The organism is Arthrobacter sp. P1_D12 (genome assembly GCF_056406175.1).
Map to the genome: position 1 here is coordinate 91,852 of NZ_JBFUAR010000009.1, position 20,646 is coordinate 112,497.

Consider the following 20,646-nt stretch of genomic DNA (forward strand, 5'->3'; position numbering starts at 1 on the left):
AGTAAATTTGGTGGATAAACTGATGCCGGCCCAGGGGGTGGGCCGCCATACTTCCGGAGGCAAAAAATTGCACAAAGCCGTGATTTTTCCCGATCTCTCCGCAATCCACGGGTCAATCGCCAGCGCTCCGGCAGGGCCGCCGGACCAGCCGCTGGAAGCGCTGCCGCCCGAACCCGCCAAGCACTCCTCGCCCGGCACCGGCGCGCCCGTGACGGGGCAAACCGCCGAGGCGGTATCTGCCGCGTCAGGACCGCCGGCCACGTCCCGCGCCCGCAAGGGCCGGCTCGCCGCGCCGCCGTTCTCGTGGCTGGGCGTCGATGCCTGGCCGCATTCTCCGGCCTGGGCCGACCAACAGGCCTGAAGCGCGGGGGTTCGGAACGCACGGCCACAACCCCGCCGCCCCGGGATTCGCAGCCCATCAGGGAGCCCGGGCCGGGGGAACGGGGAGCCTACCGCCGGCCGTGCCCCGGTAGTAGGGTCTAAGCAAGCAGCCAGGACACCATCCAGGGAGCACCGCCATGAAGAAACTCATCAATGATCCCAAAGCCGTGGTCGACGAGTCAGTGGAAGGGTTCGGGCTTGCTCACGCCGACCTCGTGACCGTCTTCCCGGACCCGAAATACATCGTGCGCAAGGACGCTCCCGTCGCAGGGAAAGTCGGGCTCGTCTCCGGCGGCGGCAGCGGACACGAACCGCTGCACGGCGGGTACGTGGGCCTGGGCATGCTCGACGCCGCCGTCCCGGGCGCCGTGTTCACCTCTCCCACTCCGGACCAGATCCTGCCGGCCACGCTGGCCGTAAGCTCCGGCGCCGGCGTCGTGCACATCGTGAAGAACTACACCGGTGACGTCCTGAACTTCGAAACCGCCGCCGAACTCGCGCAGGCCGAAGGCGTCGAGATCCGCACCGTGCTCGTCAACGACGACGTCGCAGTGCAGGATTCGCTGTACACGGCCGGGCGCCGGGGCGTCGGCGGCACCGTCCTGGTCGAGAAAATCGCCGGTGCGGCCGCCGCGCGCGGTGACAACCTGCACGCCGTCGCCGCGATCGGTGACCGCGTCAACCAGAACGTGCGCAGCATGGGCGTGGCGTTGTCCGCCTGCACCGTTCCGCATGCCGGCGTGCCCAGTTTTGAGCTCGAGGAAAACGAGATCGAGATCGGCATCGGTATCCACGGCGAACCGGGACGGCACCGCATCCCGATGGAAAACGCCGACGGCATCACCGACCGGCTCCTGGATCCGGTGGTCAGCGACCTCGGCCTTGCTTCCGGGGACCAGGTGCTCCTGTTCGTCAACGGCATGGGCGGCACCCCACAAAGCGAGCTGTACATCGTCTACCGCAGGGCCGCCCAGAAACTGGCCGAGCAGGGCGTCACCGTGGCCCGCTCACTGGTGGGCAACTACATCACGTCCCTCGAAATGCAGGGCTGCTCCATCACTGTCCTGCGCCTCGATGACGAGATGACAACACTCTGGGACGCTCCCGTGCATACTCCGGCCCTTCGCTGGGGCGTCTGACCGTGGGCTTGGACGTCGGCTGGGCGGTGCGGTGGCTGACGCTTTCGGCGCAGGCCATGGCGGAGCACCGGGTGGAACTAATCGAGCTGGACCGTCCCATCGGCGACTCGGACCACGGCGAGAACATGGACCGCGGCTTCAAGGCCGTGATGGACAAACTTGCCGAGGCGCCGCCGGAAACCCCGGCCGCGGCCCTGAAACTGACGGCCATGACGCTGATGTCCAAGGTCGGCGGGGCGGCCGGCCCGCTGTATGGCACGGCGTTCCTGCGGGCCGCCACGGCCCTGGGTGAGGCCTCCGACGTCGACGCCGCCACCCTCGCTGCCGCGCTGCAGGCCGCCCGCGACGGGATCGTCGCCCGCGGAAAGGCCGAATCCGGCGACAAGACCATGGTGGATGCCTGGACGCCCGCGATCGAGGCGGCCGCCGCAGCGGCTGGCGACGGCGACGGCGATGTCAGAAAGGTGCTGCTAGCCGCGGCGGAGGCCGCCGAAGCCGGCGCCGTGTCCACGGATCCGATGCTCGCCCGTAAGGGCCGTGCCAGCTACCTGGGGGAGCGCAGCATCGGCCACCGCGACCCCGGAGCGGTCTCCAGCGCGCTGATTCTGCGCGCCGCGGCCGGAGCGGCCGAATGACAGTCCGGCTGGTGGTCGTCTCGCACAGCTCCAAGATCGCGGACGGCGCCGTCGAACTCGCCGCGCAGATGGCTCCCGACGTCCTGATCCTGCCCGCCGGCGGCACCGACGACGGCCGCATCGGCACGAGCCTGGACAAGGTCATGGCGGCCCTGGAGCAGGCAGCCGGTGACGGTGTGGTGGTGCTCGCCGACCTCGGCTCCGCGGTGATGACGGCCGAGTCCGCTGCGGAGTTTGCAGCCGAGCCGGGCTCGGTGCTGATTGCTGACGCGCCCCTCGTCGAAGGACTCGTCGCGGCCGCGGTGGCTGCCCAGGCAGGGGCCGAAGCGGCGGCGGTGAAGGACGCGGCCGAGGCCGTCTACCGGCCGCCGGCCCATCCCGCGGAGGCGGGGCATGTGCACCAGCAGCCGCCGGACGCCACCGGGGACTTTGAGCTCGTCAACCAAGCCGGCATGCATGCCCGGCCGGCAGCGAAGATCGCCGGAGGCCTGTCCGCCATGGACGCCGAGGTGACCGTGAACGGCGCCGACGGCGCCTCCATGACCGAGCTCATGATGCTTGCCGCCGGCAAGGGAACCGTCCTGCACGTGGAGGCCAGCGGCCCGGACGCCGCCAAGGCGGTCGACTACCTGGAACGCCTGGTCGGCTCGGGGTTCGGAGAACCGTAAGCGCTAGGGTGCCTGGCGGAGGCCGGTTGCGTCGAGCACCACGCTGGCGGTGATGAAGGTTCCGCACTGCTCACCAAACGGGTGCGCCGCGCGGGGCGTGAACGCCGCGGTCCGGGCCGGCAGCGGGTTCCCGGCGGTGTCCGTGCCCGTGGCCGTCACCTCGATCCGGCTGGCGCTCAGCGTCTCCATCATCAGCATTCCGGTCAGGGTGCCGTCGGGTGAAGAAGTGGCCGAGCAGACGCCGTCGCCGCCGTAGGGGCCCGGCTCGCAGCCTTGGTCCACGGCCGTGCTTCCGGGAACCAGTTCGAGGTCCGCCTCTTTGCAGCGGCCCTCCTGGCAGGCGGCCAGGTGGATGGTCCGCACTGACGGGGCGTACTCACGGTCCACCGTGAGCGACACAACGGGCGCCTGGGCGATCGCCGGGCAGGCGGCCTCCGGCCGGCACGAGACAGCCAGGACTGCGGTGAGGACCAGCACGGCCGCGGCCGCCAGCTTGCGCATGCTCCAGCGTAGATCCTCAGCCCGGGAGCCGGAAGCCGCCATGGTGCAGTTCGGCGAGGCCGTCGCCCAGCAGCCCTGCCAGCGCCCGTTCCAGCTGCTCGGGGGCCGCGTTGAGCCGGTGCAGGGCCGCGAGCGGGATGCCGACGCCCTCCGGTTCGAAGCCCAGGTCCGCGGGAGCCTGGTGGAACAGGACCGGCGCCACCGGCTCCTCGGCTGCCCGCAGGACGGCCATCACGGCGCCGCGCACCTGCCGGTCCGTGCCGTGCCAGGCCTGGCCCTTGGGCGTGTACGCCGGCGCCGGCTCCCCGGCCGCCAGCCAGGCGCAGGACTCCCGGACAGGGCACTGGCCGCACTTGGGGGTCCGCGCAGTGCAGACCAGGGCGCCGAGTTCCATGACGGCGGCGTTCCAGCGCACCGAGGCGTCGGGGCGGTCCGGGAGCAGCGATGCGGCCAGCCGCATTTCGGCGGCGGTCAGGGCCTGCGCCGGCAGGGCAGAGCCGGTGACCAGCCGCGCGTGGACCCGGCGGATGTTGGTGTCCACCACCGTTTCGCGGCGTCCGTAGGCGAAGGCGGCGACGGCCGCGGCCGTGTAGCTGCCCACGCCCGGCAGGTCCAGGAGTTCGGTGTAGGTGCCGGGGACGGCCCCGCCGTGGCTGTCCCTGATGGCGACGGCGGCGGCATGCAGGCGCAGGGCGCGCCGGGGATATCCCAGCCGGCCCCAGGACCGGACGGCCTCCCCGGCGGGTTCGCCGGCCAGATCTGCAGGTTCCGGCCAGCGGCGCAGCCACTCTTCCCAGACCGGCAGGACCCGGACCACCGGCGTCTGCTGGAGCATCACTTCGCTGACCAGCACACCCCAGGGCGTGCAGTCCGCGGCCCGCCACGGCAGGTCCCTGGCATTGGACGCGAACCAGTCGTCCAGGGCCGTATAGAGCGCTGGGAGATTGCCGGCGCGGGCGGGCGCCCCGGCGGGCAGGGAGTCACGCGGTGCCGCGGCGGATACGGGGGGCGTGGGGGTTAGAGTTTCGATCCATTCAGCGTAATAGATCGGGGTAACGGATCGGGACGGCGTCCGGTCCCGCGGCGTGGCCGGGCGCCAGAGCCCGCGCGGTTCTCTAGGCTAGAACAATGGTCAGGCAAGGCACTTCAGGTACGGGCGGTTCGCGGCCGAAAGGTTCGGCCCCGGGGCAATCCGGGCGCAAATCCGGACGGCCCCCGCTGCGCCGGGTCTACCGCCGCCGCCGGCTGTTTGCAGGGGTGGTCCTGCTGCTCGTCATCGCGGTGGCCTTCGGCGGCTTTGTGGCGGTCTCGAACGCCCTGGGCGGGGGCCAGTCTGCCGGCGCCCAGCCGTCCGGGGCAGGAACGTCGCCGGCGGCCAGCCCGGCTGACTCCGCGTCGGGGAGCCCGACGGCGTCCGGGGAGGCTTCGGCCTCTCCCACGGCCACATCGGGGGAGGGCTGCGAGCAGAATCTGATCACCGTTACGGCCGCCACCGACAAACAGGCTTATGCGGCCGGTGAGAAGCCGCTGCTGAGCCTCACGGTGACCAACAACAACAAGGTCCCGTGCGAGGTCAACATCGGGACCTCGCAGATGGAGTACATGATCACCAGCGGCTCGGACCGGATCTTCTCCTCCAAGGACTGCCAGGCGGAGAGCACGGACCTGATGAAGACCATTGCTCCGGGCAAGAGCGAGACGGCGAACTTCCCGTGGGAGCGCAACCGCACGGTGCAGGGCTGCGAGCCCGTCGAGGCCACGCCCGGTGCCGGCGGCGCCTACTACGTCTTCACCGCCCGGCTGGCGAACAAGAACAGCCCCAAGGCCGTGTTCCAGCTCAGCTGACCCGTGTAACTCCTGTTACCCCCCGACGGGTTTGTGGAGGGGGTTAGAGGAAGCGGTCCAGCAGGCTGGCCTCGGCCATGCGGCTCAGGCCCTCCCTGACGGTCCTGGCACGCTGGTCACCGATCCCGTCGACGGTCATGAGGTCATCGATTGTTGCCGCCATCAGGAACTGCAGGCCGCCGAAGTGGTCGACGAGCCGGTCGGCGACGGCCTTCGGCACGGCCTTGAGCCCGGAGAGCAAGCGGTAGCCGCGCGGCTGCACGACGGCGTCGAGGTTGGCCTCGCCGCCGGCGAAGCCGACGATGCCGGCGATCTTGCCCAGGTCGATCAGCTCGGTTGGGCCCAGGCTGACGAGTGCCTTGACCGCTTTGTCGATGTCCTCCGCTGTTGCGGCCGGCCCGGAGTAGTCGCGGATGATGACGTCGCTGCCCGGGCCGCGGCCGACGGTGAGCTCGTCCAGCTGCAGCGAGAGCAGGCGGCCGTCCTCGCCCAGTTCCAGGACGTACTGGGAGATTTCCTCGGAGATCCTGCGCACCATTTCCTGGCGCTGCAGCGTGACCGCGACGTCACGGACCGTCACCATGGCCTCGATTTCCAGGGCGGAGAGCGAGCTGGTGACCTGGTCCAGGCGCGAACGGTAGCGTTCCAGGGTTGCCAGGGCCTGGTTGGCGCGGGCCAGGACCTTTTCGGAGCCCTCCAGGACGTGGCGCAGCCCGTGCACGTACAGCGCGATGATCTGCATTGACTGGCTGACCGAAATGACCGGGACGCCCGTCTGGATGGCCACGCGTTCCGCGGTCCGGTGCCTGGTGCCCGATTCCTGCGTTTCGATACTCGAATCCGGGACGAGCTGGACCGCCGCGCGCAGGATGTTGCTGGCATCCTTGTCGCAGACGATGGCGCCGTCCATCTTCGCCAGTTCCCGCAGCCGGGTGGGGGAGAAATCGATGCCGATCTCGAAGCCGCCCGAACAGATGGACTCGATGGTCCTGTCGATGCCCAGCACGATCAGCGCGCCGGTCCGGCCGCGGAGGATGCGTTCCAGGCCGTCGCGGAGGGCTGTGCCCGGTGCCACCCTGGCCAAGGTCGCCTTGAGCGCGTCTTCAGGGCTCCGAGCCATAGATTTCCCTTCAAAGGTGCAGGGACGAGCCTGCAAGTGCGCCGGATTCCAGGGTCTCCCGGCAGGATCAAAGTACTCAGTTCCCCGCTCTCCCCATGATAGGGGTAAAGCAAGGCCACTTCCGCACAGGCAAGCCTTAAAGTGGTCCATTGCGGCGTGCCGCCGCGGGCCTCCTGAAGGGCTGCCCCGGGCGCCGTCCGTGACGGCATTTTGGCGCCTTAACGCCGCAGCTTCGTGCCCGGGCCTCGCGTAGCTTCATACGCGGTCCGGCCGCAGCTTCGTCCGCGGTCCGCGGCCTGCGATAAACTTGGATCCTTGGGTGTACCGCGGGCTCTCCGCGCCGTGACCCGTCCACTGCCGCAGCGAAAGTAGCATCGTGTCTCAAGAAGTCCTCAGCCCCGCCCGAGTCCAGGAGATTCACAAGCAGGCGGCCCGGCGCCGGACTTTCGCGGTCATTTCGCACCCCGACGCCGGCAAATCCACCCTGACGGAGGCCCTGGCGCTGCACGCAAAGGTGATCGGCACGGCCGGCGCCTCCAGCGGAAAGGCCAACCGCAAGGAGACGGTCTCGGACTGGATGCAGATGGAAAAGGACCGCGGCATCTCCATCAGCTCTGCCGCTTTGCAGTTCGCCTACCGGGACACCGTCATCAACCTCCTGGACACCCCGGGCCACGCCGACTTTTCCGAGGACACCTACCGCGTGCTCGCGGCCGTGGACTGTGCTGTCATGCTGGTCGACGCAGCGAAGGGCCTGGAAACCCAGACCATGAAGCTCTTCGAGGTCTGCAAGCAGCGCAACCTGCCCATCATCACTGTCATCAACAAGTGGGACCGGCCCGGCCTGGACGCCCTGGCGCTGATGGACGAGATCACCGAACGCACCGGCCTGCAGCCGATGCCGCTGACCTGGGCCGTTGGCATCTCCGGCGACTTCCGCGGCGTCTGGGACCTGCGCAACGACCGCTTCGCGCAGTTCAAGCGCAACAACGCCGGGGCCAACATCGCCCTGACCGAATACTTCACCCCCGACGAGGCCGCCGCCAGCCAGGGCGACGACTGGTCCAACGCCGTGGACGAGGCCGGGCTGGTCATCGAATCCAACCTGGCGTTCGACGTCGCAGCCTTCCACGCCGGCAAGGCGACGCCGATCCTGTTCAGCTCGGCCGCGCTGAACTTCGGCGTCAAGGAAATCCTCGACGCCCTCGTCGACTTCGCCCCGCCCGCTGCCCCGCGGCCCGACGTCGACGGCGACCCCCGCCCCGTGGATGCCCCGTTCGCCGGGTTCGTCTTCAAGGTCCAGGCCGGCATGAACAAGGCCCACCGCGACCACGTTGCCTTCATCCGTGTCTGCTCCGGCATGTTCGAGCGCGGCATGGTGGTCACCCAGACCCGGACGGGGAAATCCTTCGCCACCAAGTACGCCCAGCAGGTTTTCGGCCGCGAACGCGAGGTGATCGACGAGGCTTTCCCGGGCGACGTGGTGGGCCTCGTGAACGCCTCCTCCCTCCGGGTGGGGGACAGCCTGTTCCTGGACCAGCCCGTGGAATTCCCGGCGATCCCGCTTTTCGCCCCGGAGCACTTCCAGGTGGCGCGCTCCAAGGACCCGAGCCGGTTCAAGCAGTTCCGCCGCGGCATCGAACAACTTGAGCACGAGGGCGTCATCCAGGTGCTCCGCTCGGACATCCGGGGTGACCAGGCGCCCGTTCTTGCCGCCGTCGGCCCCATGCAGTTCGAAGTGGTCGAGGACCGCATGGCGCACGACTTCAGCGCCCCGATGCGGCTGGAGCGGCTCCCGTATTCCATGGCCCGGATCTCGACCGCCGACGCCATGCCGGCGCTGGCCAACGTCCCCGGCGCCGAAGTCCTGTTGCGCTCCGACGGGGAATACCTGGCCCTGTTCAACGACGTCTGGGCCCTGCGCCGGATCGAAAAGAACCACCCTGACCTCACCCTGGTGCCGATCGGGACCCACAACCCCGCAAAATAGCCCAAGGCGGCGGACCGAAGACTTCCGGGAAGTCTTCCGGAATCCGGTTTCCGCGTTATGATAAGTAAGCTTGCTTATGATGCGGGTGCCGGGATTTGTCCCGGCTTTGGACTGATCCGCCCCGCCTCCAGCGGCGGCCCCATTAGAGGGACCACGTAGACCTTTGACAACCATGGACCCCGGTTCCCTGCTCAGCGGGCGCTACCGGATCGAAGAGCTCATTGGCCGGGGCAGCCAATCGAGCGTGTACCGTGCCACGGACGAGGTCCTGGGGCGTGAAGTGGCAGTCAAACTCTTCCGCGACGGGACAGTGGACGAAGAACGGGCCCGCAGGCAAGCCGATGAAGTGCGGATCCTGGCGGGGATGGCCCACCACGCCCTCGTGACATTGTTCGACGCCGGCACGGACCTCAGTGACCCGACCCGCCGGCTCAGTTATCTGGTGATGGAACTCGTCCGCGGCCCCGACCTGCGCCGCCGCTCGGCCGAGGGCCCGCTGTCGGCGGCCCACATGGCGCTGATCGGACACGATCTCGCGGACGGTCTTGCGCACATCCACCACCACGGCATCATCCACCGGGACGTCAAGCCGGCCAACATCCTGCTCGTGGACTACAGCGTCGAGGACCGGCGCGCCCGCGCCAAACTCAGCGACTTCGGCGTGGCCATCACCATCCGCGAAGGCCACCACGGCGACCCCGATGACAGCTCCGGCACCCCGGCCTACCTCAGCCCCGAACAGGCTGCCGGCGAACCGGCGGGCCCCGCCAGCGACGTCTATTCGCTGGGGCTGGTCCTCCTGGAAGGCCTGACCGGGAAAATGGCCTATCCCGGCGCGCCGGTGCAGTCCGCCCTGGCCCGGCTGCTCCACGACCCGGACGTCCCTGAAGACATCGCGCCCATGTGGGCGGCCCTGCTGACCTCCATGCTGGACAGGGATCCGGCCGCCCGCCCGCCGGCCCGGGAAGTGTCCCTGGCCCTGCGCCAGGAAGTCATCAACGGCACGGGACGCCGCCGCCGGGACCCGGCCGCGCTGTTGACCGACGAAGAAGGGCGCATGCAGGCGGTCGAGCGGTACCGGATCCTGGACACTCCCGCGGACGGCGTCTTTGACCGGATCGCGGCGCTGGCCGCACGCATGTTCTCGGTGCCCGTGGCGATTGTCAGTGTTGTGGACCATGACCGGATCTGGTTCAAGTCCCACCACGGCACGGATGTCACGGAAATCGGCCGGGACCCCGGATTGTGCGCCTCCGCCGTCCTGCAGGGCGATGCCTGGATTGTCCGGGACGCCGTCAACGATCCCCGGACGCTGGCCAACCCCCTCGTGGCAGGCGAGTTCGGCCTGCAGTTCTATGCCGGGGTGCCGCTGCGCACTCCGGACGGCTACAACCTGGGCACCTTCTGCATCCTGGACCGTGAGCCCCGCGAGTTCAGCGATGAGGACACTGCTGCGCTGGAGGACCTGGCGGCGCTCGTGATGCACGACCTGGAGTTGCGGCTCCACAGCCGGCGGGCGCTCGCCGGGTAACCCGCGGTCCGCCTGACGGGCTGGCCTACCGCCGGCCGGCGTGAAGGGCCAGTTCGAGTTCGAAGCGCGCCGTTGGGTCCTCGAGGGCGTCGCCAAAGAGCTCGCGCAGCTGCGCTGCCCGGTAGCCCACGGTCTGCGGGTGGATCCCGAGCTCGGCGGCCACGGGCGCCCGCTGGCCCCAGTGGCGCAACCAGGAGAGCAGGGTTTCGGCGAGCCGGTCGCGCTGTGCGGGCCGAAGCCCTTCCAGCGGCGCGAGCCGGCGGTTGGCGAGTTCCGTGATCGCAGAGGGTTCTGCACCGAGAATCACCTGCGCCAGGTGCTCGTCGGCCCAGATCGGGGGATCATCCGGTCCCTCCCGCGGAGGCAGTGCTGCGGCCGCCAGCACGGCCAGCCGCAGCGAATCCGGAACCCTCTCCCAGCCCCCGGCCGGTCCCACGGAAGCGCCGCGCCCCTTCAGGGCACGGTCCAGGTCGTCCCGGGCGGAGCGCGACATCCGCGCCGGCACCAGGGCGACAACATCGGTCTCGCGCTCAATCACAAGGGTGCCCGGGCCCAGGCGCAGCCGCAGCCCGGCCGCCCGGTCCAGCGGCAGCGTCACCACCGCCATGCGCTGGGGCAGGGACCAGTCCGCCATCGCCGCCGTCTGGCGCAGGGCCGCCTCGTCGGCCTGGCCTAGCAGGAGCAGGTCCAGCAGTTCGGTGCGCCGCCGGTCCACTGCTCCGGCCCGTTCGGACTGCTCAAAGGCGTAGGCCTCGGCGCTGACCGCCGACAGCTCATCGATGTACGCGAGGATCGATTCGCCCAGGTCCACCACGACGCCCTGGCCCAGATGGTGTTCCACTGAGACTTTGGACATCTCCCGGAACGTCACGCGGGCGCCCATCCGGTAGGCGCTCAGGAGCGCGTCCATGCTCCGCCCCTGCCGGAACTCGCCGCTGCCCAGCCCGGCCACCAGCTCCCGGCTTTCCTCGGACAGCGCCGGCAGCCGGGTCCCGGGCAGTTGCAGGAAGCGGTCCAGCGCCGCGGCCACGCCCCTGCGCAGCCCCCTGCCAAAGCGCCCCTCGATCGGCCTGGCGTACGCCGGGACGAGCTGCGGGACGGCCTCGATGATGGCCTCGACAATGCCGGGCATCCGCGGCCGCAGCATGTCGCTGACCTCCCGCGGCAGGGCCAGCCAGGGAGGATCGTAGGCGGGGGCGGGGCCGGCAGGCTCCCGGGCAGGGGATGTGTTCATGGAAAGTCCGATGAGTTGTTGCGGCGGGATAGTTTTCTCGAGTCGATCGTATGCCTTGGGTGAAGAAGTATGGCGCAATCTGACATAAGCTTGATGAATGATCCGGCTCCGTAAGCTGGCGCGCGCCGCATCTCTACTGACCACCCCACTAGCTCCAGAAGACATTCTGTCGCTGTTCAATCCCGTGTTTTCCGCCCGCCAATTGCGCGGCGTGGTCACCAGGGTGGTTCCAGAAACGGCCGATTCCGCCACCATTTTCTTCCGTCCCGGCCGCGGCTGGCAAGCACATCTTGCCGGCCAGTGGGCCCGTATTGGCGTCGAGCTCGACGGTGTCCGCCACTGGCGGTCCTACTCGCTCAGCGCCCCCGCCGGACAGGACCCGGCAATCACCGTGACCGACATGGGCGCCGTCTCCGGGGCCCTCGTACGCGGCACCAAGCCCGGCGATGTCCTGTTCCTGGCGCCCCCGCAGGGCGATTTCGTCCTTCCCGAGCATCCGCGGCCGCTGCTCATGCTCACGGCCGGCAGCGGGATCACCCCGGTGATGTCGATGATCCGCACGCTCGTTCCGCACCGCCCGGATTCGGACGTCGTCCTGATCCACACCGCCCGCACCGCCGCGGACACCATCTTCCGTGAAGAACTCGCCGAGCTCGCCGACCAGTTCCCCAACCTGCGCGTCACGCACTGGTTCACCGGTGAGAGCGGACGGCTGGACTTCACCTCGGCCGCCGACCTGGACCGGCTCTGCCCGGACTGGCGCCAGCGCGCCGCCTACGCATGCGGTCCGGAAGGGTACCTCAACGACGCCGAGGCGTTGTGGGAGGCCGAAGCGGAGGACGCCCAGCAGGCCGCGGCCAGCTCGGGCACCCTGACCATCGAACGCTTCAGCACCAGCCTCGCCGGCGGCGCCGGGCACGACGGCGGCCTGGTCACCTTCGAGGCCTCCGACCGTGAAGTCGAGGCCGATGGCGACACCCCGCTGCTCGATGTCGGCGAGGACGCCGGCATCCTCATGCCCAGCGGCTGCCGGATGGGTATCTGCCACAGCTGCCTCATCCCGCTGCGGGCCGGCCACGTCCGTGACCTGCGCACCAACGAAGTGCACGGCGAGCCCGGCCAACTAATCCAGACGTGCGTGTCGGCAGCCGCCGGCCCCGTTAACCTCGACCTCTGAGGAGTATCACCGCATGACGATTGTTTCCAACAAACCGGACCTTTCCGACGCCGACACCCCCGCCACCAGCGGTTCAGCCGACACAGCAAAGGTCGTCACGGTCGCGAAGACGCGGCCCGGCGCCCTCGCCGAAACCGGCAGCCCGCTGCTGCGCCCGCCCGCGGCCGCCCACCTCTCCGACGAGCAGGTGGCGGAGCTGGGGCGCGAACTCGACGCCATCAAGGATGACATCCTCGCCAAGCGCGGGTCCGCCGATGCCGCCTACATCCGCCGCATGATCAAGATCCAGCGCGGCCTGGAGCTCTCCGGCCGTGCCCTGCTCCTTGTCAGCAAGAAGAAGCCCGCCTGGTTCGCCGGCACCGCGCTGCTGAGCTTCGCCAAGATCCTGGAAAACATGGAACTTGGGCACAACATCCTGCACGGGCAGTGGGACTGGATGCGGGACCCGGACATCCACTCCACCACCTGGGAATGGGACTTCGTCACCCCCGCGCGCTCCTGGCAGCACACCCACAACGACCTCCACCACCGCTGGACAAATGTGGTCGGCAAGGACAACGACATCGGATACAACCTGCTGCGGATGGATCCGGACCAGAAATGGACTCCCTTCAACCTGGGCAACCCGCTGTACAACGCGCTGCTGGCACCGGTCTTCGAGTGGGGCATCGCGATCTACGACCTCGAACTGGTGGACTACAAAGAGGGCCGGAAATCGAAGGAAGCCCTGACCAAGGACCTGAAGGCCCTCGGCCGCAAGGCACTGACGCAGTTCACCAAGGACTACGCCGCCACTCCCGCCGTCGCCATGCTGACCGGTTCCGGCAAGCAGGCCCTTTACGGCACGCTGACCGCCAACGCCGTCCGCAACGTGTGGGCGCACGCAGTGATCTTCTGCGGCCACTTCCCCGAAGGCACTGACACCTTCACCGAGGAAATGGTGGAGGGCGAGACCCGCGGTGACTGGTATGTGCGGCAGATGATTGGCTCGGCCAACATCTCCGGCTCCAAGTTCATGCACCTCATGACCGGCAACCTCTCGCACCAGATTGAGCACCACCTGTTCCCGGACCTGCCCTCGAACCGCTACGCGGAGGTGCAGCCGAAGGTGCAGGAGATCTGCAAGCGCTACGGACTGCCGTACACCACGGGCCCGCTGCTGAAGCAGGTCGGCTCCACGTGGGCGAAGATCTTCAAGCTGGCCCTGCCTCCCAAGAAGGCCTAGCAAACCCAGGCCGGCTCAGCCGGAGTGAAATCAGAAGAGGGGCGTCTGCCATCGCGGCAGGCGCCCCCTTTTCGTTGTGCCGGAACGCGCTCAGGATTTGCCCGCCACACCGAGGACGTGGGCCAGCCGCGGATTGCCGGGAAGCACCGAAAAGCCGAAGCGCTCGATGCCCTGCACGCTCAGGCCTGCCGCGGCGATCATGGCGGCGGTGTCACGGTTCGGGTGGCATCCGCCTGCCAGCCGGCCCCACAGCGGTGTGAGCAGGTCTTCGGCGGCCCCCAGCAGGCGGTGCGCTGAGCGGACGTGTTCGTAGAACAGCAGCAGGCCGCCGGGCCGCAGGACCCGGACCACCTCCGCCAGGGCGAGGGACGGGTCCGGCACGCTGCACAGCACCAAGCTGGAGACAACGACGTCGGCCGAGGCATCCGCCGCCGGCAGCGCTTCCGCCACGCCGTCCCTCACCGTGACGGGCACAGGCGCCTTACCGGCGGCGGCGAGGGCCAGCGCACGGAGCGTGGGGTCCGGTTCGAGGGCCAGCACACCGGATACCGCGGAAGGGTAGAACGGGAAGGTGGCCCCGTAGCCCGCCCCGATTTCGATGACGAAGCCGTGCGCCGGCGCCACGAGCCGGCGGCGGTGCTCTGCTGCGCCGCGGGCGTCCATCCGCGGACCCACCCGGGCATACGATCTCCCGAATGATGACTCACGGCGGGTGGTTTCCGGCATCGGGGCCTCCAACAGGTCAGCTGACCGCGGCCGGGTTGAGCTTGAGCCTGCGCAGCAACTGGGCGTTCAGGGCAACCACAATGGTCGACGCCGACATCATCACGGCGCCCGCGGCGGGGGACAGGACAATTCCGGCGAAGGCGAGGACACCGGCAGCCAGCGGCACCGAGATCACGTTGTATCCGGTGGCCCACACGAGGTTTTGCCACATCTTCCGGTAGCTCGCACTGGAAAGATCGAGCATTGACAGCACAGCCCGCGGATCGTTGCCGGCCAGGACCACACCGGCGGATTCCACGGCCACATCCGTGCCGCCTCCAATCGCGATCCCCACCTCCGCCCGTGCCAGCGCGGGGGAGTCGTTCACGCCGTCGCCGACCATGGCCACCTTCAGCCCGCGGCCCTGGAGCTCCGCCACTTTCTTGTCCTTGTCGGCCGGGAGCACCTCGGCGAACACTTCGTCGATGCCGAGCTCGGCGGCGACGGCGTGCGCCACCTGCCGGGCGTCGCCGGTGACCATGGCCACCTTGATGCCGCGTGCCTGCAGGGCGCGGACGGCCTGGCGGGACTCGGGCCGCACGGCATCCTCGAGGCTGACAGCACCCAGGACCCTGCCGCCGTCCACGACATGAAGCACCGCCGCGCCGCGCTCCAGCCAGGCGCCGGTCGTGGCGGCCAAATCCGGCGGCTCCTGCAAACCCAGCTCCCGGAGCAGGGCCGGGCCGCCCACCTGGATCGTGCGGCCATCGACCGTGGCGCGGACTCCGCGGCCAGTCAGCGACGTGAACCCGTCCGCCGTAGGAAGCTTAAGTCCCCGTTCGCGGGCCGCGGCAACGATTGAGCGGGCCAAGGGATGTTCGCTGTCAGCCTCCACGGCGGCCGCGAGTGCCAGCACCGTATTCTGCGCAGCGTCTTGGCCGGTTGTTCCCGCGTCTGCGGCGGCGACTTCCTTGAGTTCCGGTTCGCCCCTGGTCAGGGTTCCGGTCTTGTCGAACAGCACGACATCGACTGTCCGCATGCGCTCCAGCGCCATCCGGTTCTTGATCAGGACGCCCGCCCGGGCGGCGCGCTCGGTGGAAATGGCGATGACGAGCGGGATGGCTAGGCCGAGGGCGTGGGGGCAGGCGATCACCAGGACCGTCACAGTGCGGGTGACCGCGTCTCCTAGGCTGCCCATCAGGGTCCAGAAGATGAAGGTCAGGACGCCGGTGCCGGCCGCGAAGTAGAAGAGGAAGGCCGCAGCCCGGTCGGCCAGGGCCTGGGCCCGGGAGGAGGACGCCTGCGCCTCGGCCACGAGGCGCCGGATCCCGGCGAGGGCCGTGTCCTCGCCGATGGCCGACACCCGGACCCGCACGGAGTTGTCAGTGGCGATGGTGCCGGCCACCACGGGATCCCCCGGGGCCCGCAGGACGGTTTTTGATTCGCCCGTGATCATGGATTCGTCGAATTCGGCCTGCCCGCCGCTGACGGTGCCGTCGGCCGGCATCCGGCCGCCGGGGCGGACCAGGATGGTGTCCCCGGCACGGAGTTCGGCGAGGCTGACGGTCTCCGTGCCGGCAGCCGTGACGCGTTCCGCTTCGTCGGGCAGCAGCGCCGCCAGGGCATCCAGCGCACCCTGCGCCGAGCCGAGGGCGCGCATCTCGATCCAGTGGCCCAGCAGCATGATGGGGACCAGCAGCGCCAGCTCCCACCAGAAGTCGAGATCGAAACCGCCGATGCCGAGGCTGGTCACCCAGGAGGCGATAAAGGCGACGCTGATGGCCATGGCAATCAGCAGCATCATCCCCGGTTTTCGCGTCTTCAGTTCATTGAGTCCGCCCTGGAGGAACGGACGGCCGCCGTAGAGGTAGATCGCCGTGCCGAAGACCGGCGGGATCCATGCTGAGCCGGGGAAGGCGGGAGGAGCGTAGCCCAGGAGTTCCGCGAACATGGGGCTGAAGAAGACCACCGGCACGGCCAGGGCCAGTGACAGCCAGAACCTGTCCCTGAACATCGCGACGCTGTGCCCGGCATGCTGGCCGTGAGTGTGTACCGTGTGCTCGTCCGCGGCGGAGCTCACAGCATGGTTGCCGTGCGGCGTCCCGCCCGGGCTGTGGTCTCGGAGGCCCTGGTCCGCGCCGGGGCTGCTGTGCCGGTGTTCCATGGTGTGTGCTCCTGACGGATGCTCAGTCATCTGCGGCTACGCCCAACATACCCCCGGGGGGTATCTTTGGCAAGAGGGCATTTCCAGCCTCAGCGGACCTCTGGCAACTCGCATCGTCCCCAGGTCCCAGACCACCGGGGCGCCCGGCTTCCACGGCGTCAGCTGATCAGCAGTCCCAGGGCCTCGGCCAAGTGGCCGACCTCGCGGACCGAGAAGCCCGCCGGAACCGGTCCGTGCCCGTTGGGGCTGGCCGGTACCACGGCATGGGTGAAGCCGAGCCGGTGCGCCTCCTGGATGCGCTGGTTGATGCCGGGCACCGGGCGGACTTCGCCCGCCAGGCCCACCTCGCCGAAGGCTATGAGCCGCTGGGGGAGCGGCTTCCTGGCCTTGGCCGAAGCCACCGCCAGGGCCACGGCGAGGTCCGTGGCGGGTTCGCTGAGCTTGACCCCGCCGACCGTTGCCACGTACGAGTCGTCCTTGTTCAGCAGGCAGCCGGCGCGCTGCTGCAGGACGGCCAGCAGCATCGCGACGCGCGAGCTGTCGAGCCCGCTGGTGGCGCGGCGGGGCTGGGAGCTGGCACTCTCGGCGAGCAGCGCCTGCACCTCGGCCAGCAGCGGCCGGCGGCCCTCCAGCGTGACCGTGATGCAGGTTCCCGAAACGGGCTCCTTGGTCCGGGAGACGAACAGCCCACTGGGATCGGCGAGGCCCTCGATGCCGTCCTCGTTCAGATCGAAGCAGCCGACGTCATCGGTGGGTCCGTAGCGGTTCTTGACCGCGCGCAGCAGCCGCAGCCGCGAGTGCCGTTCGCCTTCGAACTGGCAGACGACGTCCACGAGGTGTTCCAGCAGCCGGGGCCCGGCGATGGAGCCGTCCTTGGTCACGTGCCCGACCAGCAGCGTGGTCATGTTGCGGCGCTTGGCCGCGGCGATCAGGGACGCCGCCACCTCGCGCACCTGGGACACGCCGCCGGCGCTGCCCTCGACGTCGGCGCTGCTGAGGGTCTGCACGGAGTCCACCACCAGCAGGCGCGGCTCCAGCTTCTCCACCTGCCCCAGGGCCTGCCCCAGGTCAGTTTCGGCGGACAGGTACAGGGATTCGGCGACGGCGTCGATCCGGTCCGCGCGGAGTTTGACCTGGGCCGCGGATTCCTCGCCGGTGATGTAGAGGACGTCCTGCGCCGTGCGGGCGAACTTGGCCGCAACGTCCAGCAGCAGCGTCGACTTGCCCACCCCGGGCTCGCCCGCCAGCAGGATCACGGCGCCTGGCACCAGCCCGCCGCCGAGCACGCGGTCGAGTTCATCCACGCCGGTGGGCAGGAACGCGGCGGTAGTGGCGTCGACGTCGGCGATCCGGCGGGCCGGTTCCAGGACCGTCGTGGCCGCCGTCGTCCGGGCGACGGCGGTGCCGGTCTCCTCCACGCTGCCCCACGCCTGGCACTCGCCGCAGCGGCCCACCCACTTGGCCGTCGTCCAGCCGCATTCGGCGCATTTATAGCCGGGCGCCTTCGGCCCCCGGGAAGTCTTCGTAGCCATTGGTCCACACTATCGGGGGCCAGCGACAACAAGTGCGCCGGCGGCGGGGCCAGCAGGGCCCGTGCGCCAGCTGCAGCAGCTACAGCGGGGGCAGGATGTCCCGGGCTTCCTTGGAATCCAGCCCGGCGGCCTCGAGCAGGTCCACCATGAGCGGGCGGAACAGCATGACCACCGTTTCGCCCTCGAGCCGCTGGACGTCCAGTATCCGCGGATGCAGCCGGCCTGCGATCTCCCGCAGCTCCGAGCGTGCTGTCCGCAGGTGGGCGCGGCGGGCGCCGTCGTGGACTTCCGCCAGGCCGAGCGAGAGCTCGTCGACGGCGGCGGCCGTCTCCTGCAGGACCTCGGCGATGTTCTGGGTGGCCTCGTCCGAGAGCGCCGCATGGTTGATGGCGCTGGTCAGTCGGCGCGCAAAGACCCGGCTGTTGCGCAGCGCGAGATCGATGTAGTCCAGCGACTGCTCCATCTGGTCCAGTTCGTCCCGGTGCCGCCGGTAGGCTGGGGCCAGGGTTGCCACTTCGCCGGAGGCACGCAGCGACTGGCGCATGGCGTCGACGAGCGGCTGGCAGTTCCGGCCCCGGATGAGGGCATGCCAGGCCTGGGTGGAATCGCTGTAGCTCAGCGCCGAGGCGCATTCCCGCAGCACCTCGGCGAGCTCGTGCAGGAGCTTCTTGACGTCGCTGCGGGGTTCACGCCGCGGATCCTTGGGAACGAGGACGGTCATCAGCAGCGCGAACACTCCGCCCACCACGGCGTCGATGCTGCGGGTGAACGGGCCCCCGATCGGTGCGGGCAGGAGCACCACGAGCACCGACTGCAGGCCCAGTTGCGTCGTGAAAATCGTCCCGCTGTCCAGGAACCTGGCCAGCAGGATGGAGAAAAGGAGCACGACGGCGGCCTGCCAGATTCCGGAGCCCAGCCAGTGCAGCAGCAGGTCTCCGACCACGATTCCGAGCGTGCAGCCCAAGCCCACCTCGATGACGCGGCGCAGCCGGGGGTCGCGGGAAAAACCGAGCGCAATAAGGGATGACGTGGCCGCAAACAACGGCCCGCTGTGACCCAGGACGTATTCTGCGAAAGCGTAAGCGCCCACGGCGCAAGTGGTCATCTGGATGGCCGGGCCCAGGGAGTTCCGGCTCCGGACAAAGCCGGTGCGGACCCGGCCGCGCAGAAATCGTGCGCTTGCGGAGAGTCCAGTCGCGGAGGCCATGCCCTCCAGTCTATTTGCTGCGCCGGGACGGCCGGCACGGCAGGACACGGCACGGGCCGCGGGCACTGTGCGGCTGATACGACTGTGACGCACAGAACACAATGGCGGCCCGGCATATGTAAGCCAATAGTCCCGCGTCGTTCACCGGCCGTTCACTTTGGTCCGCAATTCTCTTCACCTGGGCCACTTACGGTCGGTAAAGGTACAAACCCGTACGCATCCCTGCGGGCCTTCTCCAGGCCCGGCACTCACAGCCCTGGAAGGGGTACAACTCAGTGAAGGCTCTCCGCTTCGGCCGCAACGCGGCTATCGCTGTAATCGCCGTCGGCGCACTTGCGCTGACCGCCTGCGGTTCGGACAACGCAACCAACACGGCCCAGACCGCGGCGCCGTCCGCCTCGGGTCCCGCGGTCACCGGCACCCTGACCGGCATCGGTTCTTCCGCCCAGGGCGCAGCCATGGATGTCTGGAAGACCAACTTCGCTACCGCGAACCAGGGCGCAACTGTGCAGTACTCCCCGGACGGTTCCGGCGCCGGACGCAAGGCGATCCTCGACGGCTCGGCCCAGTTCGCCGGCTCCGATGCCTACCTCAAGGATGACGAACTCGCCAGCTCCAAGGAAAAGTGTGGTCCCGACGGAGCCATTGACATCCCGGTCTACATTTCCCCGATCGCCGTCGCCTTCAACGTCCCTGGCATCACGGACCTGAAGCTCGACGCCGCCACCGTCGCAAAGATCTTCCGCGGCGAGGTCGCCAACTGGAATGACCCCGCCATCGCGGCGATGAACCCGGGCGTCCAGCTTCCGGACCTCAAGGTCACCCCGGTGAACCGCTCCGATGACTCGGGCACCACCACCAACTTCACCGACTACCTGTCCGCCGTAGCCCCCACCGTGTGGACCGACAAGGCAGCCGGCGTCTGGCCCGCCAGCCTGAAGGGCGAGAACGCCAAGGGCACCTCCGGCGTCGTCAAGACTGTCACCGACACCCCCGGCGCCGTGACCTACGCCGACGACTCCGCTGTCAGCGGCAAGCTCGGCACCGCGCAGATCAAGGTCGGCGACTCCTTCACGAAGATCTCCGCCGAGGCAGCTTCCAAGGCAGTCGACCAGGGCAAGCCGGTCGAGGGCCGCAACGCCAACGACCTCGCCATCAAGCTGGACCGCACCACCACGGCCGCGGGCGCCTACCCGATCGTCCTGGTGTCCTACCACATCGTCTGCACCACCTACGACACGCAGGCCACCGCTGACCTGGTCAAGGCCTTCGTCAAGTACGCCGCCTCCGACGCGGGCCAGCAGGCCGCGGCCGACGCCGCCAAGTCGGCGCCGCTGTCCAAGACCCTCCAGGACAAGGCAATGGCTGCCGTCGACTCCGTCAAGGCCAAGGCCTAGGAATACGCTGCGCCGCGAGGCGAAGTGGAAAAGGGCATAGTGGAAACACGGGCCTGATCAAGGTTCCCTGCTCCATGGCGGCCGTCACCGGCGGCCGCCATGGAGCAGGGAACTGACGCGTTTGTTCCATACATCAAGATTTGCCGGGCACCGGCCGCGGAGGCCTCCGCACCCGGCGCCCGGATCCCATCCAAA

General features: G+C 69.1%; 18 protein-coding genes. 10 read left to right on the top strand and 8 right to left on the bottom strand.

Features of this window, described 5'->3' with window-relative positions; translation table 11 throughout:
* Positions 1-79 precede the first annotated feature (79 nt).
* The 4 genes from AC1DZV_RS08480 to dhaM all read left to right on the top strand — a co-directional run bounded on the left by AC1DZV_RS08480 (position 80) and on the right by dhaM (position 2,823).
* Positions 80-361, top strand: a complete 282-nt coding sequence (locus AC1DZV_RS08480; protein ID WP_476953455.1) for a hypothetical protein — start codon at positions 80-82, stop codon at positions 359-361.
* A 157-nt stretch (positions 362-518) separates the two neighbouring features.
* Complete coding sequence (gene dhaK, locus AC1DZV_RS08485) at positions 519-1,520, top strand: dihydroxyacetone kinase subunit DhaK (protein WP_476953456.1); 1,002 nt, start codon at positions 519-521, stop codon at positions 1,518-1,520.
* 2 nt (positions 1,521-1,522) lie between these two features.
* Entirely contained in the window at positions 1,523-2,155 is a 633-nt protein-coding gene (dhaL, locus tag AC1DZV_RS08490) for a dihydroxyacetone kinase subunit DhaL (RefSeq protein ID WP_026266688.1), read from the top strand.
* Positions 2,152-2,823, top strand: coding sequence for a dihydroxyacetone kinase phosphoryl donor subunit DhaM (dhaM, locus tag AC1DZV_RS08495; RefSeq protein WP_476950673.1), 672 nt, complete (start codon positions 2,152-2,154; stop codon positions 2,821-2,823). The genes dhaL and dhaM overlap by 4 nt, the downstream gene beginning before the upstream one ends.
* Before the next feature lie 3 nt (positions 2,824-2,826).
* Here the strand turns inward: dhaM and AC1DZV_RS08500 are convergent, their stop codons facing one another.
* Positions 2,827-3,324: a hypothetical protein gene (locus AC1DZV_RS08500; RefSeq protein WP_476953457.1), complete on the bottom strand. Its 498-nt coding sequence runs from the start codon at positions 3,322-3,324 to the stop codon at positions 2,827-2,829.
* 16 nt (positions 3,325-3,340) lie between these two features.
* Positions 3,341-4,177, bottom strand: coding sequence for an HhH-GPD family protein (locus tag AC1DZV_RS08505; RefSeq protein WP_476953458.1), 837 nt, complete (start codon positions 4,175-4,177; stop codon positions 3,341-3,343).
* A 275-nt stretch (positions 4,178-4,452) separates the two neighbouring features.
* Between AC1DZV_RS08505 and AC1DZV_RS08510 the strand changes: the two genes are divergently transcribed.
* Positions 4,453-5,169 carry a hypothetical protein gene (locus AC1DZV_RS08510; protein ID WP_476953459.1) on the top strand — a complete coding sequence of 239 codons (717 nt, stop codon included), beginning with the start codon at positions 4,453-4,455 and terminating at the stop codon, positions 5,167-5,169.
* Positions 5,170-5,212: 43 nt separating this feature from the next.
* On the opposite strand, the gene disA is transcribed toward AC1DZV_RS08510, so the two are convergent.
* Entirely contained in the window at positions 5,213-6,289 is a 1,077-nt protein-coding gene (gene disA / locus AC1DZV_RS08515; protein WP_018774911.1) for a DNA integrity scanning diadenylate cyclase DisA, read from the bottom strand.
* A gap of 376 nt (positions 6,290-6,665) precedes the next feature.
* Here disA and AC1DZV_RS08520 point away from each other — a divergent pair, with 376 nt between their 5' ends.
* A complete protein-coding gene (locus AC1DZV_RS08520; protein ID WP_028276909.1) occupies positions 6,666-8,279 on the top strand; it encodes a peptide chain release factor 3 in 1,614 nt (537 codons plus the stop codon).
* Between the two features lie 172 nt (positions 8,280-8,451).
* Positions 8,452-9,810: a protein kinase domain-containing protein gene (locus tag AC1DZV_RS08525; RefSeq protein ID WP_476950678.1), complete on the top strand. Its 1,359-nt coding sequence runs from the start codon at positions 8,452-8,454 to the stop codon at positions 9,808-9,810.
* A gap of 25 nt (positions 9,811-9,835) precedes the next feature.
* On the opposite strand, the gene AC1DZV_RS08530 is transcribed toward AC1DZV_RS08525, so the two are convergent.
* Positions 9,836-11,044, bottom strand: coding sequence for a PucR family transcriptional regulator (locus AC1DZV_RS08530; RefSeq protein WP_028276908.1), 1,209 nt, complete (start codon positions 11,042-11,044; stop codon positions 9,836-9,838).
* A gap of 97 nt (positions 11,045-11,141) precedes the next feature.
* Here AC1DZV_RS08530 and AC1DZV_RS08535 point away from each other — a divergent pair, with 97 nt between their 5' ends.
* Positions 11,142-12,221, top strand: coding sequence for a ferredoxin reductase (locus AC1DZV_RS08535; RefSeq protein WP_243178327.1), 1,080 nt, complete (start codon positions 11,142-11,144; stop codon positions 12,219-12,221).
* Positions 12,222-12,234: 13 nt separating this feature from the next.
* On the top strand, positions 12,235-13,446 hold the full coding sequence (locus AC1DZV_RS08540; RefSeq protein WP_243178328.1) for a fatty acid desaturase family protein: 1,212 nt from the start codon (positions 12,235-12,237) through the stop codon (positions 13,444-13,446).
* Positions 13,447-13,536: 90 nt separating this feature from the next.
* Here the strand turns inward: AC1DZV_RS08540 and AC1DZV_RS08545 are convergent, their stop codons facing one another.
* The 4 genes from AC1DZV_RS08545 to AC1DZV_RS08560 form a co-directional block, all read right to left on the bottom strand.
* Entirely contained in the window at positions 13,537-14,172 is a 636-nt protein-coding gene (locus tag AC1DZV_RS08545; protein ID WP_476953460.1) for a class I SAM-dependent methyltransferase, read from the bottom strand.
* Between the two features lie 16 nt (positions 14,173-14,188).
* On the bottom strand, positions 14,189-16,315 hold the full coding sequence (locus AC1DZV_RS08550; protein ID WP_476950680.1) for a copper-translocating P-type ATPase: 2,127 nt from the start codon (positions 16,313-16,315) through the stop codon (positions 14,189-14,191).
* Positions 16,316-16,473: 158 nt separating this feature from the next.
* The gene (radA, locus tag AC1DZV_RS08555) at positions 16,474-17,847 is read right to left on the bottom strand and encodes a DNA repair protein RadA (RefSeq protein ID WP_223914678.1); all 1,374 of its coding nucleotides are present in this window, start codon (positions 17,845-17,847) and stop codon (positions 16,474-16,476) included.
* A 79-nt stretch (positions 17,848-17,926) separates the two neighbouring features.
* Positions 17,927-19,054: an FUSC family protein gene (locus AC1DZV_RS08560; RefSeq protein ID WP_028276614.1), complete on the bottom strand. Its 1,128-nt coding sequence runs from the start codon at positions 19,052-19,054 to the stop codon at positions 17,927-17,929.
* Between the two features lie 275 nt (positions 19,055-19,329).
* Here AC1DZV_RS08560 and pstS point away from each other — a divergent pair, with 275 nt between their 5' ends.
* On the top strand, positions 19,330-20,451 hold the full coding sequence (pstS, locus tag AC1DZV_RS08565) for a phosphate ABC transporter substrate-binding protein PstS (protein ID WP_028276613.1): 1,122 nt from the start codon (positions 19,330-19,332) through the stop codon (positions 20,449-20,451).
* The last annotated feature ends 195 nt before the right edge of the window (positions 20,452-20,646 follow it).